We start from the raw sequence: 23,291 nt of genomic DNA on the forward strand, positions 1-23,291 counted from the left end.
TTTCGAAATTTGTAATTAAGGAATGACCAGCGTCTGTCCAACGCTGATTGAATTTGATGATAAGCCATTTGCTGCTTTAATTTTTTCAACTCCGCTGCCTGATCCATAATAATTGACCGAAATCCGATATAGCGTTTCGCTCGGTTGAACGGTATGTGATTTTGCAGCTGGTTTCACTTCAGGTTTTGGATCCGGCTTTGGTTCAGGTTTCGGATCCGGTTTCGGCTCAGGTTTTGGTTCAGGTTTGGGTTCTGGCTTTGGCTCAGGTGTAGGTTTTTGCTCCGTCTTCGTTTCCGTCTTTTCTGTAACCTCAGGTTTTTTTTCAGTTTCTGATGAATCCGTTTTTTCATCTTTTTTTGTGTCTTCTTCCGTCTTAGCATCATCATCTTTCTTATCTTCATCCGCAGGAGCATCGCTCGAAGAATTCGGTGACTGACTTGAACCGAGTTCAAATGTCACGCCTGAATTGTCAATATTGACGGTAGTATCCTCTTTAGGATTATACAAATCTGAAAGAACATACACAAATATCCCAATCGGAATCAATGTAAAAAGAACGAGTACAATATTTATGAGCGTAAGTCCTTTGCGTGATTCTTTCTTATTCCGCTTAGGTGTCCCATTCTTATTTTGACGTAATTTAACGCGAGATGGGAGATCGTCACCGGGGTTCTCGCCTAAGTCGATCTCTTTTCTATTTTCTTCGAACTCTGAGTTATAGTCACTTTTTGTCATAGTGGCATTCTCCTATCCCCTATTACTATATCTTTATTATGACGAATTTTGTCGTAAAAGTAAACGTCAATGAGGTCTGCTAACAAAGCAATAGTCGAATTCTCTCTTCCCATGGCAGGAGTGATCTCAAATTCCGTGGACTCTCGTTGCTCAAGAGCCAATCCTCTATAGCCGTGCCGCATACGGAACAGCATCTATCATGTTTGATCTGAGAGGTTTCATCAAAATAAGAGAGTAATTGTTCTCGTAAACAGGATTTCGCATGTGCATAGGTGATCATTTGCCTTAACTTCTCTTCTTTATCGTACTTCAGCTTTGTGAATACTTTGAGTACATCCTCTACAGAATGTGTTTCCAAATAATACTGAAGTATTCTGAAACCTGTTTCAGAGATTCCAGACAGTTCCGCTGATGATTCCAACGATTGACCGGATGCCCGCATCGCCACAAAATGACGTACTTGCGGTTCATCAGGCAAGTCATGTTGTACTATGAAACGAACTTTCTGCTCATCGCCTATGACATATAGCAATACTGCAGCGGAACGCTCTCCATCTCTGCCCGCGCGCCCCGCTTCTTGAACATAGGCAGCTGCTGATGCCGTTATTTGGTCATGGATGACTTGCCGGATATCGTCTTTATGTATACCCATCCCGAATGCATTAGTCGCACAAATCCAGGCTATTTCCCCAGAAAGAAATTGCTGCTGAATAATATTCCGATCTCCTGCTTCTTTTCCGGCATGATAGGACGCAATCGCAATCCCTTCTTGTTGAAGGATATGTGTCAGTTCTTCTGCACGTTTCCTAGAGGCAACATATATGATGCCAGGTCCCTTAGTTGTTTTCAGCCGTTCTTTCAGCCATGCTGTTTTATCAGTTTCCGATTCCAGCTGTTGAACCGTATACGTTAAGTTGGGGCGATCCAATGACTGGCGGATGACATTCGGATCAGTCATATATAAGTAGTGGATGATATCAGCTTCCACCCGCGCATCTGCAGTCGCTGTCAACGCGAGAACTGGAGGGTTTCCAGCTGAGCGGATGAACTCTCCTAACCGCAAGTAATCTGGGCGGAAGTCGAATCCCCACTGGGAAATACAATGCGCTTCATCCACCACAAGAATGGAAATCGGTAATTTGATCAAGAATTTGGTCATATCGGGACGACTGATCATTTCAGGAGAGATGAAGAGAAATTTTATCTTATGGATTTCATCTAATATGGATTTACGCTGTTCAGATGATAGAAATGAATTCAGTGCCGCCACGCGTTTTTCACCGCGTTTCCGAATACTCGCCACTTGGTCTTCCATTAAAGAAACAAGGGGCGATACGATGAGGACCAGTCCGTCCATCATTTCACCGGGTAACTGATAGCACAACGACTTACCCATTCCTGTAGGCAGTATGGCAATCGTGTCATTGCTTCCTAATATAGAGCGAATGACTTCTTCTTGTCCTGATCGGAATTGGTCAAATCCGAATCGGTTTTTAAGTTCCTGATGAAGCTCCATTATACGGGTTCTCCCTTCGTTGTACTTAAAATGAGTCGCAATTGAAAATAGGACAAATGTGGAAACTTATCTTTCAAAAGACGCAGCCGTTTTACACGATGCCTCCTCACTTCTTGTTGAACCGCTAGCTGATCAGCCAAGTCCACAAATCGATCAATAGGGAAGTCCGCATCATTTGTTGCAATTTCAGTAATATGATCTTCGATGGTGTTCACTTTCAATTGACGGACAATTGCAATCTCATCGATAGATAACTCCTGGTCAAATAACTTTTTTGTAATGGCGGTAGAGTCAGTGAGCGGAGTTTCAATTCGAATACCTGTTGCGAGCTTATGTAATATCGGAAGTTTTTCTGCAGCGTCCACACGTTCTGAAACAGCAATCAATCGATGAAGCGCCTCAAGATACTCTAGTTGTAAACTGGCGACCGACTCCCCAGTCGATTCTTCAAGTTGCTCCCATGTCCATCCAGACGCATCCGCCCCTGTTAAACGATGACTCAGCAAAATTGCCTGCAGGTCAGAAATCCCGGTCATTTTAAGCGCGAGCAACAACTCTTCAGCGAGGGAACGCGCGCTATTCGTGCGTGTAACTTGTTGAGTGTGTAATACATCTTTCACAAACTGTTGAATTTTACGATCGTTCGTTATCGGGTGAAAAGAATTTCGGGAACTTCGTAACTGAGAGAGTGTTTGAACTAATAAGACCAAACGCAGAAAGAAAATCTCTTCACGTCCTCTGTAATGCCACCCATCGAACTGAAAATCACCTAATTCTTTTGCCGCTCTCTTTCCTTTTTCCGTGACGGTCACAATCCCTTCACTCTCCTTGATCATTCCGGTATGTTGAAGGGAGATGACAGCTTCTGCGAAAGTGGAATCTGCCAGTTTAGGAATAAGTGAGAAATAAGGTTTCACAGAAAAATAGTCGATATCTTGGAGTGTTTGTCCTGAACGTTTTCCACGCAAGACATGTAAACTCGCATTCAAAGACCTTTGCCCATCCATTTTTTCAGCAATCTTTAAAATGATTGAACTCAACTTCACGAAGAATCCCTACTTTCTAGTGGTTAAAGGTTGAAAACTGCAGAAAACCGTTTTAGAATGGATGAAGTACCTAGTTGCTAGTGCGAAGAAAAGAGGAGAGAACGAACATGTCTACTCGAAAGTATACGATTGTAGATCAGGACACATGTATCGCTTGTGGAGCTTGCGGAGCTGCAGCGCCTGATATCTATGATTATGATGATGAAGGAATTGCGTTTGTTATCCTCGATGATAACACGGGGAATACTGAAGTTCCAGAAGAACTGCTGGAGGACCTTGAAGATGCATTTGACGGCTGTCCAACAGACTCCATTAAAATTGCAGATGATCCATTCGAAGGCGATCCACTCAAATACGAAGACTAAAAAACAGGCTGCCCACAACTTTCGTGGACAGCCTGTTTTTTCAATCTTACACTGATAATTTACGATGCTGCTGAGAAATCCAATTTTGCATACTTTTAAATAGCAGTAGGGAAATCGCCATTAGGATAGCACCCTTAATGAGGTTAAAAGGTAAGATCCCCAAGACTATCATTTTGTACAGCCCATCTCCTGTTACGGGTGGTGCATTTAAGAAATACGTGTACGCTGGCAAGAATACTAAATAATTCAAGAGGCTCATGCCAACTGCCATCGAAACTGTGCCTGATAGAAGACCTACAGTCAAGCCGCGCGAGTTACGGAATTTGTTGAAAATGAAGTAGATAGGCATGATGAATAATATGCCCGTTACAAAGTTCGCTATTTCCCCAACCGGTACACCTGTCGGACTTCCTGATAAGAACCAATGAAGAACATTCTTCACTAACTCCACGAGAATCCCTGCGACCGGTCCTAATGTCATCACCGCTAAAACTGCGGGAATTTCACTGAAATCGATTTTCAGAAATCCTGGTAGTGCTGGTAGCGGGAAGTTAAACTGCATAAGGACTGTGGAAATGCTACCAAGGATGGCGACTAAAATCATCACCCGTAATTTCTTGCTGTTCATACTACTCTCTCCTTTTGCGATTCACTTCACAAAGAGGAAAGGATCTGCCTAATCTTTCGTCTGTCTTCACAAAAACGCCCTCTAGCAATGACATGCTAAAGGGAGTGTGTAGACGTGTTTAAATAAGACACCAGCATTCAACTGAATACTCGCACTTAAATAAGCCGTTGCCTTACAGACAAAAAGACGGCTTCGCCTTCACCTTCTCCCATCCAGACTATACTGTCGGCTCCAGAATCCCACTGGAATCAGCTGTTAAGCTCGCGGGCTAAAAAGCTTTCGCTCCTATTTCCGCCGGTCGGGAATTACACCCTGCCCCGAAGATGAATCAATATTTTGTTACACCTCAAGTATACAGAAAAACAAACAGTCTGTAAACTTGTATGTTTACAGACTGACAGTTATTTCTGGATGAATGATACAGGATTTGGACCAAGCACATTTGGCAAGGCTTCCCTGAAATTCATTCCATTCCAATCCAACGGTTCAACATTGGACAGTTTCAACTGGACATCAAAACTAGCTGCCGTTAACGTAAGTGCATCAATCAATCGACTTGCTTCATTCATCTCCATGGAATCGAGTTGAACAGTGTCATTGAATTCAACATCCGCTATTCCATCCTTAACTACAACAGTGAATTCCAACTCTTTTGGAATCACAGGATCAAATAGATCGTTTGGTGCTATTTGCATAAGACGCAGCGCTTCTTCAAAGGAATCAGCTTGTTGCATAAAGTTCGGTGATAGCAGCTCTTGACCATTTTCTTGTCGATAGACGTAATATGGCGTATGCGACTGCGCTCCTTGCCTACGTATCGGCTCAAGTTGACCGACTTGGTCAAACTCTGCAGGATTTCCGGTACTATCTAGTATATGAATTTCGAGATAAGATGGGAACGTCTGCATAAGGGAGTGAAGGAATACTTCCTGTTCAGAGGTTGACAGGGCATACTCATGCGCGTCATTCAGTAAAACGTTAAGCCGATCTCCCTCTTCTGTAAAATCCGCATCTATTGGTTGCATCGGTTTAAAGCCTAGCGCCTGGGCATCCAGTAATCCAGCAAACGCCTCGTAAAGTTCAAGATCAGTCGAAGAATCTGTTAACCCTTCAGCCTCTATTTGTTCTTTTGTCAAAAGGACCGAAACCGGAATGGATACTGATTGGACGTCTTGTAACCCTAGATGCAATATACGCCCGCCGTCCAGGTCAGCCGGGTAAATCGCATCTCGAACCACTCCTCGCTTCTCAGCAGCAAATTCCGTAGAAGCATCCTTCGATAAACCTTCCATCTCTGCTTCTTCGCTAGCAGCTTCAGGCATCCCCTTCGACTTCTCCTGCATCGACGCCTCATCCGCAATTTGTTCACCAAGGTCCAATGAGTTCATAAAAGAAGGAATCAGCATCGCAACTAGTAAGACAGCTGCTGCCACTATCAAAGGGACGATCCGTTTTTTCTTGCGCAGCGATGTGACCGGTGTAGGAGATAGCCGCTCATCGTTCTCCAAACGTTTCAATACTTCTTCCTTAGATCGGGTATCCCTTCTTTTCGGCATAGAGTGCAGGAGCTTTTCCAAATCGTCATCATCTTTTCGTTTCTGATCCACGCGGCTCCCCCCTCTCTAATTCTGCCAAAGTCAATTTTGCTCTTAAACTTTTCAGTGCACGATGTTGAGTGGTTTTCACTTTTCCGTGCGACCATCCAAGCACTTCTGCTGTATCTGCGATCGACAAGTCATTAAAATAGCGCATAATAATGACAAGGCGCTGATCTAGTGTGCACGCATCCAGTTTTTTTAGAACTGAACGCATATCTTCATTCTCAAGCGACTGCTGCTCAGGCGTCTTATCGCTCGATTTCAAGTCATCTGTGTCCCAGTCGAAAAATGTTGCGTCGTGTTTACTACGCACTTTCATTTTCCGGAAATAATCAATCGATACATTTTTAGCGATTGCAAACAACCATGTTTTTTCACTGCTCCGTCCCTCGAACGAGGAATAAGCACGAATCGCTTTCACGTATACTTCATGGGACAAGTCTTCTGCCAGTTGACGATCTTTCGTCAAGTATGTCAAGAAGTTGAACACATCATGATGATACGTATCATATAAATGATGGAATACGGAGTCGTCCACAATCATCCTCCTCGTTCGCATAAGTTGACGGCTAAAACTCCGTTAAGTTACACAGCTAATCACTCAAGTGGCAACACACAAGTGAAGATCGTGCCCTCTTTGTCACCTCTTCGGGCGCTTATACTGCCACCATGGGACTCTGCAATATTTTTAGCAATTGCAAGTCCGAGGCCTGTCCCGCTTTTTCCGCGTGTCCGAGCCTTATCAGCTTTATAAAACCGTTCGAAAACAAAAGGTAGATCCGCTTCAGGTATTCCGCTTCCTGTATCTATGACAGAGATGGCAACCGATTTTGGATATTTCTCAACAGAAAGTTTCACACGCCCGCCGTCAGGGGTATGACGAATCGCATTGTCGATCAAGTTAGTGAATACTTGTTCAATCCGATCCTCATCCGCTTGTAGGTGAAGCATTTCAGACCCATTCGGTTCGACTTCAAGATGGACGTTGGCATCCTTTGCTACTTGCATGAATTTGTTGCGCATCCGCTCTAAAAACGGAACAACTGCCATTTCTGATCTGTACAAACGCATATGCCCCGATTCCATACGTGCAAGATCTAGCAAGTCTGTCACCAATCTCCCCATCCGCTGGGATTCATCATGAATGATTCTGACCATTTCATGATTTTCTTCAGCCGTCTCTGGGACACCGTCCAGTATGGCTTCACTATAGCCTTGAAGCATGGATATCGGTGTTCGTAATTCATGGGATACATTTGCGATAAAGTCCGAACGCAATTTGTCAAGCTGATGCTGTTCAGTCATATCCCGAAGAACAGCTACAGCACCACGGATACTATTCTTACTGTACAAGGGACTGATTTTCACGACGAAAAACCGCTTACCAAGTTCTAGTTCAGCATCCACTTCCTCAGCAAACATGACTGCATGCTCCAACATGTGAATAATTTCCGGAGGTAGCAGTTCTTTTGACTCCTGGTTAATAAATGACCACTTTTGCAACACTTTTTCTGCTTGAGGATTGCTGAGCAGAATGGTGTTATCCCGATTGAACGTAATGACTGCATCTGTCATGGAAGTTAAAATGCTCGATAATTGCTCTTTGTCCTGTTTAATGAGCTCCACGTTGTACTTCAACTGCCGGCCCATTTGGTTAAATGCAGTAGAGAGTTGACCAATTTCATCATTTTGCTTCACAGGAATCCTGGTATCGAAATTACCCTTCGATAACTCAAAAGCAGCTTCTTTCATCTGACGTAATGGCCGGGTTATGCGTGTTGACAGGAAGAAGGCAAAAAAAGTTGTTAATATGAAGGCGATAAAAGCAGAAAGGAGCACGATATGTGTAGTCCATTTTGTCGTGTCGTGGATCGCTTCAAAACTTTGGTATAAAACCACATAACCATCCCCCTCATCCGGTAACGGTGTGGAAGAGACTATATAGCGTTCGGACACATCTTTTTGAGACAGGGAAGGAAGAATCATTTGTTTTGAGGAATTCCCATCTTGCCGTTCACTGAATAACTTATCACTTAAAATCTTCTCTTCAATCGATTGAACATTTGTCACACCGTCATGGAATGAGTAATCGACTTGTCCGTCTTCCCCGACAACCATCGCTTGAGTTCCGTTGTTCAGAATATCGTTGACGACAAGTTTCATAGCTGATTCGTTTTCGTGGTCGATGATAACACTTCCTACAGTCTTTGCTTCACGAGCAATGGTCTCCTCCGCTTGACGCGTATGGAAGTTATCGAAGAACTCCAACAAAAGTGCCGTGACAATAAACAGGACAAATGAAACGAGAAGCAATATGGTTGCCCATAGCTTCCCGACGATTGAATTCCATATTCTATTCATTCAGACGGCACCTCGAATTTATAGCCGACTCCCCATACAGTTACAATCATTTTAGCGGCACGCTCAGAAACTCTGTTCAATTTTTCTCTTAAACGCTTTACATGCGTGTCGACCGTTCTAAGATCCCCAAAAAATTCGTAGTGCCACACTTCTTTCAACAATTGCTCACGATCAAATACTTTGTCCGGTGCTTTTGCAAGGAAATACAACAATTCGTACTCTTTCGGAGTCAAGCTGACTTCTTTCCCTTCAGCTGTGACCCGATGTGCATCATGATCGATTGTAAGCTGCGGGAATACGACTAAATCTTTGGACGCCGCTGTGCTTGGGGCTCCGTTAAATGAGCCTGTACGTCGCAAAAGTGCTTTCACACGCAATACTACTTCACGAGGACTGAATGGTTTAACGATGTAGTCGTCGGCTCCAGTTTCAAAGCCGGAAACTCTATCCGATTCTTCCCCTTTTGCAGTCAGTAAGATAATCGGTGTTTGGTTTTCAGCTATTCTCAGTTCTTCCAAGACTTCCATTCCATCTTTTTCAGGCATCATGACGTCAAGTAAAATACAGTCATAATGATTTTCTTCAATTTTCTCAAGCGCTTCTGCGCCGTCACACGCTTCGTCCATTTCATAACCCTCACGAGAGAGATACATGGTGAGAAGTCGCCTAATTCGGTCTTCGTCGTCCACGACGAGCAATTTTACGTTTTCATCCATTGACGATTGCCCCTTTCACAACTACTTCTTTCATTGTACTTGTCCAGCGTGAAAAAAGAAACTAGTATACCTACTCAGCACTATTACTGTGTACATTGAAATATAATTTTAGTGTACTTCCCTCGCTTTATAAAATTTACATCCACTAATTATAGATCACGTTAAGAGCCGTTCGAAACAGCATCGCGTGATACTGGGCTTGCTATAACAGGTTTTCATACATTCTGAGAAGTTGAATCAATTGCTACACTTAAAGGCTTCAGAAGGGGAATTAACAATTAAGGAAAAGGAATGCACACGGAAGGTCCATTGCATCTTGCAGCTAGAACATATCTGGCCGTTTACATCCTATTTCAGATAACACGAACTGTCCATCCTGACAGCGTCTTTCGTAGTATTCCTCATTTCATTATCACATATACTTCCGATGAAGAGAAACAGTTTACGATTCGACAATCGAGCGAAGTCTGTGCTTTAAAATGTTTTGTATGATCCATAGTTGCACTATATAACGCCTCAGTTTGGTGTTTCAGTACTGTTACTTAATAGAATAATTTATTATGCACTTCGGTTTCCGGAGTTGGGATTGACTCCATTTCCTGAATCATTTTCTTTAGAATGTCTTTCATGACATCCCCAGTTATTGTCGTTCTTGGAATTCTGAAATTAAATCCTGAGATATATTCTTTATTGTTTTCATCAGTGTTTATAAACGCCTCAATACCGATATTTTCAGCCATGAACCGTGTAATAAGTGAATACAGAATACCCTTTTCTGAGTTAACATATTTATAGTTGCAAGTCAGAGATTTTCCTCTATAGGATAAAGGATTTGCAGAGCTCACAGATTCTACTCTTTTAGGATTACCTGTTGTAGTAGCCGGAATTGTACTCATTTTCGTTTGAAGCTTACCGTTAATGTACTTTCGCAAGTTAATACTATCTAAGTCATTATTCAGTTGTCTTAAAGCTTCATTTTTCGCAAGTACTATTTTATCGGCAGCCACTAGGTCTTCAGTAAACTTCTGTAACAACTCAGCTCGGTGTTCATGGTATACATAAGAAAACATTTCGTTTTCGAGGTCCATTTCTCTTTTATCAAAAAACTTGGTTACATTGGTTTCCGTGACAAAAAAAGCAATATCCCCATTGTTCATCACTGGTTTCACTTCAATAAACGGTATTCCCAACTGGTTGAACCGGTTTTTCTTATCTTCTTCCATTGCGTGAGTGACAAACACTTCAATCACAAGCTCTTTTCCGTCCTCAAGTTCTAAAAATAATACATCTGCAATAAAGCTTTCAATTGTTTGTTCTACGTTGCCTATGGGATGATAAAATGAATAAAAGTCTAGTATTTCATATAAATCGATTGGGAAATAATCTAAATTTATCTGGGTAACCATTTTACGCAAAAGGGAGTGATTGGTTTGCAATAAGCTAATGGGGAAGTTCAATGTGATCTTTTCCCTAGAAACTAATGCATATTTTGAAATCAGGTGGAGCATTGTCTCTTCACTGGCAGTACAAGAGCTACCTGACTGATGTGAAAAGTGATGTGCGTTAATCGGACCTTTTTTTGGAGTTAAGGTCTCTCCACAGGAGGGGCAATAGTAATTCTTATTCTTTGAAATCCGCCCATCGATATGAACAAGCTCGTTATCGCAAAAGGCATATGTAATATTAACAGCCATCGAGACGCCTCCACAGGTTATTTAAATTCGTACTGAAACGCTAACTTATATCATCATCTATTTTCTCCCATAGGCTTTGCACTAGCAAGCGATTCATACGTTTTTCGGTAAATCTCAAATAACCTGTGATTTATCGACTTTACTTCATCAGACACGAACACATTTGAGGAATGATCTACCAAATTCCAATTCCATTGCGCAAATACAGCTTTTTTATCAAAAGAAAATCAAATGTTCACTAAACATGAATTTAGCGTAATTTAGAATGAAGGCAACTATACAGGAATTGCCTCCCTTTCCGGGTTATCATTTAGGAACATCAAAGTTATCATCATATAGACGCGAAAGATAAGTCGATTATTAGTAAAGAAAATCAAGTTTCATCTATTCATAATAAGTTCAAATCTCGAAGCATTTCGTTCAAGTCTTCAGGACTTTCAACTACTACATTGCTATCTTGTTGAACCCACATACAAATAAACTGCATTTTTTCAACCATCTTACCTATCCGATGATACTCATCCCGAATTCTTTGAATATCCGGGTTTGCAAGAACATAAATAGTATCCGCACCATCATACTGTGTTGCATACTTCATCAACGTATGTACTTGTCTGGCAAGATGATTAACTATTTGACCATGATCAAATACTTCATCATTATTCAGCCCATTCTTCTGGGATCCCTTAGATTCAACAAAGACTTGGATTTTACCCTTACTCGCTTTTACGTCAACCCCACGCTGCCTACCGGTCAAAGGGCTTTCGCAATCAAAACCTTTACTTTTTAAAAATCCTGCAATAGCTATATTCACGGTATCTTCATTCATTAAAAACGGATCTGGTTTTCTTAGCTTGCTGTTACTAACAGGCATTAACTCTCTAACCTCCTAAGCATAATTATAATATTGGATAGTTGCCATTCAGTATTTACCCACTAATTCCACCTATTGAAATCACCATACATTACATAAATGCATCGAGCTTCATAAGGTTTATTTTATTTTGGTCAGTAACTTTAATGCCGTCTTTCTCATTTCTGGGCTTTTACTTAAGGCTATCCCGCCTCCTACTGTTCCTACTACTGTTCCAACCACAGCAATCGTCCATTTTTTGTATTCAGAGTCCTTTTGGTAAGACTTTTCAACCATACGCTCAATCCGATCATTAAGTTTATCTCTAGCTTCATCACTTAAATTTGGGTTCTTTAGTTGATCAGAAAATATATCTATTGCCTTTTCAATTGTGCTATACGCTTTTTCTTGAGATTTCAAACCTAACTCTCCTATGCCCTTAATTGCATTAATAATCCCAGGTGTATATTTTAGTAAGGATTCATATTCTTCTGGGCTTAATTGAGTTACGTCATAATTTTTCCCTTTTAGTTTTATTAAGTTTTCATTAATATCTATTTTTCCATTCATGGCTACACTCCTATCTTGAATGCTTTATACGTTTTTAGATTAGATAAATTTAAAATACTATGAATCAATTTCATAATTACTCTTTTTAAAAATACAAAGACCTACCCGATGCTAAATTTGTATTTCAAAAAACAGGAATCATGCAGCTTGTTGAACTTTTAGTGACAGATTAATTCGATCTGCTGCTAGTTTTGAAGCGTTATAAATCAATACAATCATATTGAAATGGACTTTTGCTCTTTTTCCGGTTCTGTATCGTACGTTATTGAGCTGATAAAATTCTTTGAGATAAGCATTCACACGCTCGACAGCGGTTCGACGCTTAAAAACTTTCTTCCAAACTTTTGATCCTCGGGCTGGCACCGTATATTTACGAAGATCCGTTGTGATTCTGACTTTATATACTTTTTGGCATTGTCCTTGGTTGGCAAGCGGGCATTCTTTACACTCAAGAGGCTGCGTGTATTTTAGGGTTTCGTACTTCGGATCATAGCTGTCATACCGATAGGAATGTTCTCTGAAACAGGTCGGCGCAAAGTGTTCATCATAGCCGATCATTTCGCTTTCGTTCCGCTTATTATAGGCAATGTTTGATTGATGGCCCATCCGATGGATTTGTTCATAAATCGGCTCGAAGTCATATCCTGCATCCATCGTATGAAGGTGTATGGATGGAAGGTGGAACTGTTCCAGACCTTTCAATAACGGAATCGCGGCTTTTCCATCATTCAAATTCCCGGAAGATAGTAAGGATTGCAGGATGTATTGACTGGAAGCACCCACTGCTAAATGGCCTTTATAACCGAACCAAAAGACATTTTTCCCTTCACTATTCTTTTTGATGCCCCATTTAGGGGCTTGTGGGACTTCTGTTCGCAAGTTGTGGAGAGGCTCGTCAAGCTGAGCTTCAATTTTCTTTTCATAAAGAGATAAACTTGCCAGTTCTTTCGCTTGTTCTTCCAACCATTTTGGTCGCTCTTCTTTTGTTTTTCTTCCGCGTTTTTTGGGCTCTTTCTTTTGTTCCTTCTCTTTAGGAGACGCTTGATCACGCGCTTCAAAGTGAGTTGCATCAATCGCGACCGTATCATCACTAATAAATCCTTCTGTAATCGCTGTGTGAATAACCCTTTCCTGAACACGCTCCACAATATCGGATTCACTCAACTTCGTTAGAAGACGGCTGTATGATGATTCTGAAGGAGTCGAATCTGACACCTTGAATCCACAGTTTAATTTAAATGTCAGATCATGATCGAGTCGTTTGATCAACCCTTTAATTGTAGGAATTCTTTCCACGTACCGTATGAAAAAACTGACGATCATGGCACCGTAATTTAGCTCTACAGGTGCACCAACACTGGTTTTCTTATTGACTTCAAAGAAGATTGCATCCAGATCAATTGCGTCCATAATTTCTTGGTATTGTTGGGTAGGTTCCATCTCATATAATTCTTGAATGCCAAATAGGCTTTGTTGTCGTATAATGGTCAAAGGGAGTACCTCCAGTCTTTTGGGATGTTTAGTCGACTACCATTATACTAGACTTGGGGAGGTACTTCTTTTTTGACGTCTTCAAACCCTTGGTATATAAGGGCTGAGGATTATGAAATTCATTCACTATGATTAATCTTTCTTATTTAAATTATACCAGAGTTGTCCATTTGAAAGCATTAAGAAATTTTCTTATGGAATGTATTTTCTACATTTTATAATTTACATGCAATGCAAAAAAAGATCGTCATTGACGATCTTAGGCTGTTCAAAATACAACTTGCTTAATGGTCCATATTGCATAAGTTCGGTGAGATACCCAGAGATATGGTTTCTCATGAATTTAAATAAAGAAATAACTATTTTAGCTATCATAGGATAAAATAGTAGTATTGCCGTTGTATGATTGTTCAAAGTGCAAATCGTATAATTATCCATATTGTATAAGGAATTATTATAGCTTGAAATATGGTTTATTTACTTCCTTTCCTCACACCGTTGGTATACTTTTATAATCACACTTCATTATTAAATTCACATCCATTCATCATAAATGTCCTTACGCGCTTGTTCGTACAATCTAGCATAGTATTTGGTCTGTTCCAGATTTTCATGACCCATAAGTGTTTGAATGCATTCAAGCGGCATTCCTTTATTCGCAAGGTGTGCAGCAAAGGTATGACGCAGTGTGTGTGGACTTAGTTTTATTTCAAGTTGATTCGCGTATTTTCTAAATTGGGCTTGGATTGTATATCGACTGGATGGCTTGTACCCATAAGGATTAACAAACAAATTAGGCAGCACGTCTTTCCTGCTATCAAGGTATGCTCTTAAGTGAACCTCACATTCTTTTGTGAATAGCACAATCCTTCCTTTTTTACGTTTTCCTAATGGAATGTGAATCATTCTTTCCGACCAATCTACATGTTCTTTTTTCATTGCAACTAACTCACTAATCCGAACTCCTGTACTGTATAAAGTTTCAATAATTGCTCTCTCATCTAACTTACTTACTATTTCTCGTAGTTGCATCAATTCTGCCGGCACCAGGTAGTACGGTAGGCTATCCGGCACTTTGGACTGCGGAATACGATTGGCAGGATCTTTTTCCACTAGACCTTCTTCTGTCAAAAAACGATAAAAGAGCTTCAAACCACATAGACGTGTGTTACAGGTAGAAACTGCTGATCCTTTGTCAGTCAATGCTTGTATATAGTTCCTAATATCACGGGCAGTTACTTCTTGATACGACTTATTACTATAAATAAAAAACTCGGTGACGAATCGCTTATAGAGTGAATTCGTCACTGGATTTAAACGTACGCTGTACTCACTTGAAAATTTGTCAATTAACTGTGCATTCATCCGTTATCTTCTCCTTTTTTTACCCCATGTATTTCCTGTAAAGAGAAACAATCTTTCGTTTAGGTAATCGTGCGTAAATCTGCGTTGTAGAGAGCTCTGTATGTCCCAGTTCTGCTCCAATAAATTCTAAATCTGCGCCTTTTGCAAGTAATTCCGTAGCAAAAGTATGCCGAAAACGGTGAGGATGTAAGCGTGTATCCATTCCAGCATCTTCCCCTAATTTAATAACGGCCTTGCGTATGGCTTGAATGCCAAGGCGCTTCCCTGTTGTTGTTGTAAAAAGCGCAGCTGCATCTATTCTTCTATCATCTAGGTAGCGTTCTAAAAGCACTTTACACTTCTCTGAAAAGTGAACCTGCCGAATCTTCCCACCTTTTCCTAGGACGTGAGCACTTCGGTTCTCCATATTGATATCTGAGCAATCGAGTCTATGAAGTTCCCCTACTCGACAACCTGAACTAATCATAAACTCCACCATTGCTTGATTTCGAATCGACATCTTTTCAGACTGATACCTAGTTTTTGCAAGATCCGACTTCCCTAAGTATTTGGGGACTGGTTTCGGAAGTCGAGGATACCAACGACTTTTAATTGGCGAACGCTCAATATACTCTTCCTGCACACAAAAGTTAAAAAATGAGGAAAGGATAGCAATACGCTGACTCAATGACTTTTCTGTTAAATGACCTTCCTGTTTTACAAACCACTCATGAAGTGTGTCAGAGGTTAAGTCACTATAGGTTTCTTCTATATACATAAAGAAGCGATCAAGATAATCCCTATATTGACTAATCGTTCCCTGACTTTTATTCATCAGCTTTAAATTCAATAAAAATTCATTTCCGGTATCGCGATTCTCTTGATTTGTAATTGGTTTTTTCAATTCCCAATAATTCATCTTCCCCACTCCTTCCTATTGATATTGGTCATATTTTCTCTTACGTGCATGTTCCATAAGACGTGTGTAGATACGAGTGCTGTTGATATTGACATGCCCTAGTAGTTCTTGAATGTAACTTTGCGGCATGTCTTTCTCCGCTAAGTGTGCAGCAAACGTATGTCGCATCGTATGTGGTGATACTCTAAATCCTAAAGCATCCTTATAATCTCGAAACTTCCCCTGTACAAACTCTCGATTTAAAGGATTGCCACGAGTGTTGCAAAATAAATACTCACTCTCAATCTCTCGCTCATCAAGGTAGACCTTTAAGCGAACCTCACAGTCATGCGTAAACAGAACAAAGCGTTCCTTATTCCCTTTTCCTTTTTGAATCCAGATCTGTCGGGTCTCCCATTTGATATCAGATAGCTTGATGTTTAGTAATTCACTAATACGTGCACCTGTTGCATAAAGAGCTTCCACAATCGCACGCTCTTGCTTATTCACTTTTGTGTGTTCTTGAAGTAGGGTGAGTTCACGTTTATCGAGATAATAAGGTAATGAATCTTCTTTTTTCGGTGCCTTAACTGTTGCTGTCGGACTTTTCTTCAGCAAATTCTCTTCCATACAGTAACGATAGAATGTCTTGACTGCAATTAACTTCAATTGAATCGACTTTGGCTTGAGTCCGTTTGCTTCCATTGAAACCATCCATCCTCGTATATCTCCTGCTTTAATTGTGTCATAGGGTTTTTCAACAAAGGTGAAAAATTGTCGCAAAGCAATTGTATAACTCCGTTTGGTTTCTGAACTAAATTTCATATGGTTATCCTTGAAAAACAATATTTGAACATCTTCGTTCATGCTCTCACCCCATCATATTTTGGTAGGCCGTAATCATGTCTTCAGTAGGTATACGCGCATACCCACGTGTTGTGTTTAAATCAGAATGTCCTAGTTCATCTGCGATAAATTCTAGCGTCGCACCTTTTGCAAGCATTCGTGTTGCAAACGTATGACGGCAACTATGTGGATTGAGAGCACGACGTAACCCTGCTTGCGTCCCAACTCTAGTAGTCACCTTATAAATGCCTTGTGTGCCTAACCGGTTTCCAAATTTATTGATAAACAAGTAGTCACTTTCCTGATCCGTGCGTGTTTCAAGATAGGCTTTTAAGATGAATGAGCATTCTTCAGAAAAATGAACTGTTCTTTTTTTATTTCCCTTTCCTATGACCTCAGCGGTTCTTTTCTTCAAATCAACATCCGTTATATTTAAATTTGAAACTTCGGAGCGACGACATCCCGATGAAAACAGGAAAAGTACAAGCGCTCGATCCCTTATCGATAGTTTTTCTATTGCTAGTCTAACTCGTGCATAATCATACTCATCAAGGAATTGTGGAAGTGAATGAGGAATCGTCGGGCGCCATCTCTTCTTCATCACTACATCGTCCATATAGTCTTCCTCTAAGCAAAATGTAAAGAATGAAGAAAGAGATGAAAGAACAAGGTCTATCGTCCGCGGCTTTTTATCAATAGAGTAAGCAGTCAGCCATTGAAGGATGTTCTCTGATGTCATTTCTTCTAGAGGGACTGCACACTCACTTAGAAATCTTTCAAGTATACTTCGATATTTAGTGATAGTTGCTTTCGCCTTATTTTCAAGTTTAAGGCTCAACAGATATTCATTAAAAATGAGTAACATCTCTTTTTGAATTCCGTCGTGCTCGCTTATCCAGTAGTTTTCAGACTTCACCATTAGTAACGAGCCTCCTTTCTTTATTTGTCTCGTAGCCTCTTAATCTCATTATGGACAGTCTATTTATCTTTTATACATCTCTTACATTTAATAGAGTTTTCGTTATACAGGAATGCACTTCTTTTTTCCTTCACCATTTACTTTGCATCTGCTCGCCATTTGTTCATACTTCTTGATCTACAATACCTTCAATTTAAAATAGACCTTATCCAATGGTGGTGATAAGGTCTGCTGATTTTATATGCAGGATTACTCTATATAGATTAACGTTGGATAAATACAGAATGGACAGAAAAAGCCATTCAACTGATTTCCCGATTGAATGGCTTCTCCCTTTTAACCTAAACCTAACAAAATTAATTGTCAGACTAGTGTTTGAATTGTTTGGTGCACAGGTGCGTTTTTTGTCTTCAATTTATTGAAGAGAAGGGCTATTTGTAGAGCACGCCGAAAGGTAGTGCTTTTTTTATATTAGGGGCTTACAAAAGAAAAGCCCTCTAACCGATTGCTCGATTAGAAGGACATTTTCTCTTTGTACCAAGTTAAATTAGTATTTCTCATCTTTTGGGATGAAATATATCCAGTCAAAATTTTCGGAATCCTAAGTTGCATAGGCACTATTATTTTGATTCTAGTTTTGCTATTATCTTACCATCTACTATTTCAAAAGCAATTTTAGCAATAACTGTCTTGTCTTTCGTTCCTTTTGTTATAGTGATTTTGTAAGGCACTCCTTCTTTAGCATCTGCCTGTTCTTTTATAGCGTTAAACAATGTTTTAGACATTTCAGTATTACTATTTAATACTAAATCATCACCCTCAACAACTAAACCTAAAACAAGACCGCCTAACTCAGTTGGAACTTCTACTTCTAAATCTTTAATCGCTACTTCAGACTTGTCAAATCTATGACCTTTAATACCCGCAGTATTTATAGCAGATACATCCAAAGTGAATAGTTTAATTAAGTTTTCATAAGTCACTTCCACTTGGTCAGTATTACCTGCTCTAACTGCACGGTTAGTTAAATAACCTAAAGTATCTTGAGTAGTACCGTTTTCAATACCAGCAGCTACTCCTACTAATCTTTTACCGCTCTGGATTTCTGTAAGTTGCTCATCGTTAGCAGCTTCTGTAACTGTACCCGTTCCTTCTGTTGCTACAGGTTTTGTACCTACAACAGAAACGTCTTGGTTAGCAGTAACTTTAGAAACAATACCTGTGTTATTTACTTTTACACCTACAGCATCAACTACTAGATTAGAAACTGATGCACCAGAAGCAATTTCTACTGTTGCAGCATCAGAAATAGTTACAGTACCAGTATATGATCCTTTTAAAGTTACAGGACCAGCTGTATTAAGTGTTACGTTTGCTCCTGCTGCATTACCACTTAAGTCGATTGTTGCACCATCTGAATCAGTTACAACAATTCCACCTGTATGTGTTGCTTGACTTACAAATGAAGTGTTACTAACTGCTGTTACGTTTGTAGAACCACCTACTGATGTAGAAATAGCTCCAGTAACGTGAGCACCTGGTGTATTAATTGTTAAATCGCCAGTAATCACTAGATTTCTAAGATTAACTGTACCAGTTGAGTTACCATTTATCGTAACATTACCATTAATCGTTCTAGTTCCAGTTGCTGGACCATAATTAGTTGTACTTACACCTGTTGCGTTTAGCGTTAAGTCACCAGTATGTGTTCCTGATGTAGCATTAATTAAATCTTCAGCGCTATTCCCTTCTTATACTACAATCACTGTAGCTTTCGATTAGGGCCTACACCGGACAAGCGACTTTCATCGCATACGGCGTGCCATCAACAGTAGTATTCATTCCCTGCCAATTCCCTTGGATTTTAATGATTCTTTCGAATCCGTAAAATATACCTATACATTTGGCAAATAGATGGATCAATCACACACAAGTGATTGATCCTACTATTTTATTGGAAAGCCATTTTTAGGGAAATAAGCTTTTCGAATACGTACCACTGACTAGGTTCCTTCGCTCCTGCTGGTTTTATCCTCCTCATAGGTTACCCTACAAGTACAAACGGCCAACTATCCACACTACTATGAACCTGCTGCCATCTTAATAGGATCACTGGTGCTGAATCACCTAGCCTACTAAGACTTCAAACGTTCCGTTACGTCCATCCCTTGTTTTGACAACCTTAGATCTCCACTATCCAGGAGTGAGAAAGAACAGGTTAACAGTCAATTTCACTGATCTCCATTCCATCATTTCATATGGAAGGATGAGTGCCGAACCCCTAGCTTAATTTCGCGACACTCACTACCTCACCCTGCCTACATGGATTCGTCTACCTGACCCTAGTTGTCTTTTAAAGAGCCCCGCCTCGGCACTACCGAGTACGACTTTACCTGACTTAATCCCTTTTGCGTAGTTGCTCAGCGCATCATTGGACCCAGGAGGATTAGGCACTTGCATCAAGACTGTTTAGCAAGATTCGGAATTACACCGAATAATTGGAATGTAACAGTTAGAATAAAACCTCATGGAAGACTACTAGTTAAAGCACCAACCATGAGGCATATTCCACTAATTTCACTAGCGAACTAGCTTATATAGTAACGTTTCGTTTATTTTTATTAAGGAGTAACTGTGCTGCTAACTACGAAGTTAACTGATGCAGTTTTTCCACCAGCATACTTGAATGTAGCAGTAAACTTATCGCCAGCTTCAGCGCCAGTGATGTTAGTTGCTGTAGTAGCATTAGAAACTACTGTTAGAGCAGAACCATCAACTTTAGATACATTAGAAATTGTAATAGTAGCTGCTTCAACTTTTGCAACGCCATACTGATCTTCAAGTTCATCAATAACTGCATTTAATCTTGATGTTGCGATAGCTTTAGTACCATTTGCATCAACAAATGCTCCACCGTTAACAACTTTATCAGTAAATGTGATTGTATTTACTTCTACAGCTTTGTTAGACACTACTAAATCTTTTTCGATTGTTGCTGCTGCCGCACCATTACCATCTTCTACCATGATAGTTACTTTAACAGGGATGTCTTTAGCAACACCGTTAATATCTTTGAAATCTCCTGCTACATAACCAAGCGTTGCAAGATCTTTGATTTTACCAGCTGTTGCAGTATCCAATTTACCGTTTGTAGTAATAGTATACTTAGATGAAGGCAATAATACTTTCGCTCCAGCTGCAGTTACACCATATACTTTAGGTGTTACATCATATCCTGCTGCTGCAGATCCTGTTGCTACGCCATCATTATACATTACTCCAAGGTCTGCAACTTCATAACTTGCATACTCTGATTGAGTTACACGTGTGAATGTTACTGATTTAGAGCTTGCTGAAACAATTTCAGATGCAACTGGTGTAGCCGCTGCAGTGCTTGGTGCTAATGAGAATACTAATTTTTCAGTATTAACTGTCCCAGCTACTGTAGCTTTTACTGTGAATACGTCTGTAGAATCATTAGCATAAACAAACGCGTTATCAGCTACAACATCAGATGATGTTACTTGAATTGTCGTATTAGCAATATCTGATTGAAGAACAATTGAGTTTTCAACTGTTGAAGCATCTAACCAGTCGTTAACTTGCTTTTTAGTTAAAGTACGACCGTATTGGTCTTGAACTAGAAGGTCTTCACCTTTAAACTTAACTTCGTTACCTGCTGCGACGTTAGTAGAAACTTCACTATTCAATCCAATAACAGCTTCACCTTTTGCGTTTGGCTTAACTGTAATTTGAACGTTAGAGTAATCACCATTTGTCGGAACTAATGATGTTAGAGTAGTAATAACGTCATTTGTAGTTGCGTTTGAAGGTGCTGTGTAGAATAATTTTGCAGAACCATCTTGTTGTTTTTCAAGTGTTAAGCCTGAACTTAAAGTAACACCTGTTAAAGCAGAGTGCTTAGTTACCGCGTTACCATATTGGTCTACTGCAGCAAATGGAACTTCCACTTTTTCAGATCCAGCAATCAACTTCTCTGGAGTAGATAATTTGAAGCTAGATACTGCTGGCAATGCGTCTGCAGTAATAGTATACTTCGAAACTTTACCTGTGTTGTTTGAAATCAATTGAAGATCCGTTGTACCACCTTTAGCAGCTTGTGATCCTGGAGCCAACTCGATAGCTTGATAAACAACGTCATCAATGGTAACTGTTGTTGCATTAGCTGTAGTAGGTTGAGCTACAAATAAAGGATTATTTGACAGATACGTCAATTCAGATAAAGTTGGTGCAGCTAGCTTATTTCCATACTGATCTTTTACTTCGAATAACAATACATATTTATTCGCTGCAAATCCTGCTGGAAGAGCTTCTAACTTATTAGTTGAAGTGTTATAAACACCTTTAATTTCAGTTGTTGCTGCTTTTGCTTCTAAACCAATTGTAACTTCTGCGTTTACTACTGTTGCAGAGTTCGCATGAACACCTGTCAAGAAGACCTTATTACCTGGAATAAATTTAACGCCTGCTGATGCAGTATTACCAATAATCAATTGTCCTGGAGTAGCAACATCAACTTTACCGCCAGTTGATTGCGTCCAGTTAATTGTTTGGTTAGTCATTTTTTCCCCATACTGGTTCAACACTTCATAATTAACGAAAGCTGTTTCGTTTGCTTGATACGAAACTCCGCCGATTGCTTTAGCAGTCGGGTTTAAAGGAGCTGTTTCAGAAAGAACGTTGATTTTAGCAACTTTTTCGTCTGCTACTGTTACTGAACTTGTCAAAGCCTTATCAGAAAGACCTGTAACAGTTACAGTGTACTCACCTTTTGTAAGCTTAGATGTTGTATTGATAGCTACAGATTTTTTGTCATCTGAAAACTTCATAGAATCAACGTTTACAACAACATTACCTTTTTTAACAACGATTGATGCTTTAGTAGTGTCGATTGCTTGGTCAAATGTTACTTCAAGACCTTTAGCGTTAATCGCCTTTTCCGGTCGATCTGTTAATTACAAAAAAGCTCCAATCCCTTGTGCGACAAGGGATTGGAGCTTTTGACGTTTTTTTAAAAATCACGTTAAGGTGAGTCTTCGCGATCAGCTCGGGCATAGTACGATAGAAACCACAGTACTCTATACCAACCTTTCGCAGGATGAACAACGAGAGGTGTTAAGGAAAATGGATAAAGAACCCGAAGAGAGAACTAAAAGTAAATAGGTTTTAAATCCCACTTCTATTAGTAGGTGAATCCGAAAAACGGGATGAAAATTGAAAGATCTAGGAATGTCTCGTAACGTCGATGATTAGGATGAATTCTGATCCATAGGAGTGAAGACGTGGACTGAATATTGATACCGGTACTCCTAAGGAAGTAGTTGTGGAAGATGATGGTATCATCATTCGTAAATGACTGCATGTTGACAGAAGAGATTTCAATTGAAAATAAAAAATACTCGCGGGCGGGAATCATTCTTAGACTAACATGAGCGAAAGATGATTAGAAATCCTTAAAGCGAAACAGAGATCTACTCCTATCCTCTTCTAGGAGTTATCCATTTATGGTATCCATAATAAACACAACTATACCCCATAGCATTGCCCGTATTGGCAGAAGATGATATGGGGTATATGCATGTTCGAATTTAATAGAAAGGTACTGTGACCTCTGCAGCACCCGATAGTTGGAGAAGAAACCTAACAATTATCCACATAAAAAGGACCACCTCAGCAATCCTTTCTTTTAT

19 protein-coding genes and 1 riboswitch are annotated in these 23,291 nt (G+C 40.0%); of the genes, 1 reads left to right on the plus strand and 18 read right to left on the minus strand.

Annotated elements, in window-relative coordinates; translation table 11 throughout:
- Positions 1-15 precede the first annotated feature (15 nt).
- The 3 genes from H9659_RS01355 to H9659_RS01365 all read right to left on the minus strand — a co-directional run bounded on the left by H9659_RS01355 (position 16) and on the right by H9659_RS01365 (position 3,297).
- Positions 16-735: a LysM peptidoglycan-binding domain-containing protein gene (locus H9659_RS01355; protein WP_191688117.1), complete on the minus strand. Its 720-nt coding sequence runs from the start codon at positions 733-735 to the stop codon at positions 16-18.
- A gap of 79 nt (positions 736-814) precedes the next feature.
- Entirely contained in the window at positions 815-2,251 is a 1,437-nt protein-coding gene (locus H9659_RS01360; RefSeq protein WP_191688118.1) for a RecQ family ATP-dependent DNA helicase, read from the minus strand.
- Complete coding sequence (locus H9659_RS01365) at positions 2,251-3,297, minus strand: helix-turn-helix domain-containing protein (protein ID WP_191688119.1); 1,047 nt, start codon at positions 3,295-3,297, stop codon at positions 2,251-2,253. Before H9659_RS01365 ends, H9659_RS01360 begins: the two co-directional genes overlap by 1 nt.
- Before the next feature lie 107 nt (positions 3,298-3,404).
- On the opposite strand from H9659_RS01365, the gene H9659_RS01370 reads away from it, so the two are divergent.
- A complete protein-coding gene (locus H9659_RS01370) occupies positions 3,405-3,662 on the plus strand; it encodes a ferredoxin (protein WP_191688120.1) in 258 nt (85 codons plus the stop codon).
- Between the two features lie 46 nt (positions 3,663-3,708).
- Here the strand turns inward: H9659_RS01370 and H9659_RS01375 are convergent, their stop codons facing one another.
- The 15 genes from H9659_RS01375 to H9659_RS01445 all read right to left on the minus strand — a co-directional run bounded on the left by H9659_RS01375 (position 3,709) and on the right by H9659_RS01445 (position 22,430).
- Positions 3,709-4,290, minus strand: a complete 582-nt coding sequence (locus tag H9659_RS01375; protein WP_191688121.1) for an ECF transporter S component — start codon at positions 4,288-4,290, stop codon at positions 3,709-3,711.
- Between the two features lie 196 nt (positions 4,291-4,486).
- A riboswitch (FMN riboswitch) is annotated at positions 4,487-4,619 on the minus strand.
- 72 nt (positions 4,620-4,691) lie between these two features.
- Positions 4,692-5,897, minus strand: a complete 1,206-nt coding sequence (locus H9659_RS01380; protein WP_191688122.1) for a hypothetical protein — start codon at positions 5,895-5,897, stop codon at positions 4,692-4,694.
- Positions 5,875-6,426: a sigma-70 family RNA polymerase sigma factor gene (locus tag H9659_RS01385; RefSeq protein WP_191688123.1), complete on the minus strand. Its 552-nt coding sequence runs from the start codon at positions 6,424-6,426 to the stop codon at positions 5,875-5,877. Before H9659_RS01385 ends, H9659_RS01380 begins: the two co-directional genes overlap by 23 nt.
- Positions 6,427-6,485: 59 nt before the next feature.
- The gene (locus H9659_RS01390; RefSeq protein WP_191688124.1) at positions 6,486-8,249 is read right to left on the minus strand and encodes an ATP-binding protein; all 1,764 of its coding nucleotides are present in this window, start codon (positions 8,247-8,249) and stop codon (positions 6,486-6,488) included.
- The gene (locus H9659_RS01395; protein WP_191688125.1) at positions 8,246-8,965 is read right to left on the minus strand and encodes a response regulator transcription factor; all 720 of its coding nucleotides are present in this window, start codon (positions 8,963-8,965) and stop codon (positions 8,246-8,248) included. Before H9659_RS01395 ends, H9659_RS01390 begins: the two co-directional genes overlap by 4 nt.
- A gap of 542 nt (positions 8,966-9,507) precedes the next feature.
- Positions 9,508-10,659 carry a competence protein CoiA family protein gene (locus H9659_RS01400; protein WP_191688126.1) on the minus strand — a complete coding sequence of 384 codons (1,152 nt, stop codon included), beginning with the start codon at positions 10,657-10,659 and terminating at the stop codon, positions 9,508-9,510.
- Positions 10,660-11,047: 388 nt separating this feature from the next.
- Positions 11,048-11,533: a hypothetical protein gene (locus tag H9659_RS01405; protein WP_191688127.1), complete on the minus strand. Its 486-nt coding sequence runs from the start codon at positions 11,531-11,533 to the stop codon at positions 11,048-11,050.
- 120 nt (positions 11,534-11,653) lie between these two features.
- Positions 11,654-12,082 carry a hypothetical protein gene (locus tag H9659_RS01410; RefSeq protein ID WP_191688128.1) on the minus strand — a complete coding sequence of 143 codons (429 nt, stop codon included), beginning with the start codon at positions 12,080-12,082 and terminating at the stop codon, positions 11,654-11,656.
- Between the two features lie 138 nt (positions 12,083-12,220).
- Positions 12,221-13,573, minus strand: a complete 1,353-nt coding sequence (locus H9659_RS01415; RefSeq protein WP_191688129.1) for an IS1182 family transposase — start codon at positions 13,571-13,573, stop codon at positions 12,221-12,223.
- A gap of 534 nt (positions 13,574-14,107) precedes the next feature.
- Positions 14,108-14,938, minus strand: a complete 831-nt coding sequence (locus H9659_RS01420; RefSeq protein WP_191688130.1) for a tyrosine-type recombinase/integrase — start codon at positions 14,936-14,938, stop codon at positions 14,108-14,110.
- Between the two features lie 19 nt (positions 14,939-14,957).
- Complete coding sequence (locus tag H9659_RS01425; RefSeq protein WP_191688131.1) at positions 14,958-15,836, minus strand: tyrosine-type recombinase/integrase; 879 nt, start codon at positions 15,834-15,836, stop codon at positions 14,958-14,960.
- A 15-nt stretch (positions 15,837-15,851) separates the two neighbouring features.
- Positions 15,852-16,682: a tyrosine-type recombinase/integrase gene (locus H9659_RS01430; protein WP_191688132.1), complete on the minus strand. Its 831-nt coding sequence runs from the start codon at positions 16,680-16,682 to the stop codon at positions 15,852-15,854.
- Between the two features lie 4 nt (positions 16,683-16,686).
- Entirely contained in the window at positions 16,687-17,580 is an 894-nt protein-coding gene (locus H9659_RS01435; protein WP_191688133.1) for a tyrosine-type recombinase/integrase, read from the minus strand.
- 620 nt (positions 17,581-18,200) lie between these two features.
- Positions 18,201-19,151, minus strand: coding sequence for a hypothetical protein (locus H9659_RS01440; RefSeq protein ID WP_191688134.1), 951 nt, complete (start codon positions 19,149-19,151; stop codon positions 18,201-18,203).
- Between the two features lie 1,050 nt (positions 19,152-20,201).
- Positions 20,202-22,430, minus strand: coding sequence for a hypothetical protein (locus tag H9659_RS01445; RefSeq protein ID WP_191688135.1), 2,229 nt, complete (start codon positions 22,428-22,430; stop codon positions 20,202-20,204).
- Positions 22,431-23,291: the final 861 nt, after the last annotated feature.

It is taken from the genome of Sporosarcina gallistercoris, from assembly GCF_014836415.1.
In the GTDB taxonomy this organism is placed as follows: domain Bacteria; phylum Bacillota; class Bacilli; order Bacillales_A; family Planococcaceae; genus Sporosarcina; species Sporosarcina gallistercoris.

What these genes read in the sequence shown, in the direction of transcription:
- H9659_RS01355 (WP_191688117.1), bottom strand. Translation starts at nt 735, where the DNA reads ATGACAAAAAGTGACTATAACTCAGAGTTCGAAGAAAATAGAAAAGAG.
- H9659_RS01360 (WP_191688118.1), bottom strand. Translation starts at nt 2,251, where the DNA reads ATGGAGCTTCATCAGGAACTTAAAAACCGATTCGGATTTGACCAATTC.
- H9659_RS01370 (WP_191688120.1), top strand. Translation starts at nt 3,405, where the DNA reads ATGTCTACTCGAAAGTATACGATTGTAGATCAGGACACATGTATCGCT.
- H9659_RS01375 (WP_191688121.1), bottom strand. Translation starts at nt 4,290, where the DNA reads ATGAACAGCAAGAAATTACGGGTGATGATTTTAGTCGCCATCCTTGGT.
- H9659_RS01390 (WP_191688124.1), bottom strand. Translation starts at nt 8,249, where the DNA reads ATGAATAGAATATGGAATTCAATCGTCGGGAAGCTATGGGCAACCATA.
- H9659_RS01395 (WP_191688125.1), bottom strand. Translation starts at nt 8,965, where the DNA reads ATGGATGAAAACGTAAAATTGCTCGTCGTGGACGACGAAGACCGAATT.
- H9659_RS01400 (WP_191688126.1), bottom strand. Translation starts at nt 10,659, where the DNA reads ATGGCTGTTAATATTACATATGCCTTTTGCGATAACGAGCTTGTTCAT.
- H9659_RS01405 (WP_191688127.1), bottom strand. Translation starts at nt 11,533, where the DNA reads ATGCCTGTTAGTAACAGCAAGCTAAGAAAACCAGATCCGTTTTTAATG.
- H9659_RS01410 (WP_191688128.1), bottom strand. Translation starts at nt 12,082, where the DNA reads ATGAATGGAAAAATAGATATTAATGAAAACTTAATAAAACTAAAAGGG.
- H9659_RS01420 (WP_191688130.1), bottom strand. Translation starts at nt 14,938, where the DNA reads ATGAATGCACAGTTAATTGACAAATTTTCAAGTGAGTACAGCGTACGT.
- H9659_RS01425 (WP_191688131.1), bottom strand. Translation starts at nt 15,836, where the DNA reads ATGAATTATTGGGAATTGAAAAAACCAATTACAAATCAAGAGAATCGC.
- H9659_RS01430 (WP_191688132.1), bottom strand. Translation starts at nt 16,682, where the DNA reads ATGAACGAAGATGTTCAAATATTGTTTTTCAAGGATAACCATATGAAA.
- H9659_RS01435 (WP_191688133.1), bottom strand. Translation starts at nt 17,580, where the DNA reads ATGGTGAAGTCTGAAAACTACTGGATAAGCGAGCACGACGGAATTCAA.
- H9659_RS01445 (WP_191688135.1), bottom strand. Translation starts at nt 22,430, where the DNA reads ATGAAGTTTTCAGATGACAAAAAATCTGTAGCTATCAATACAACATCT.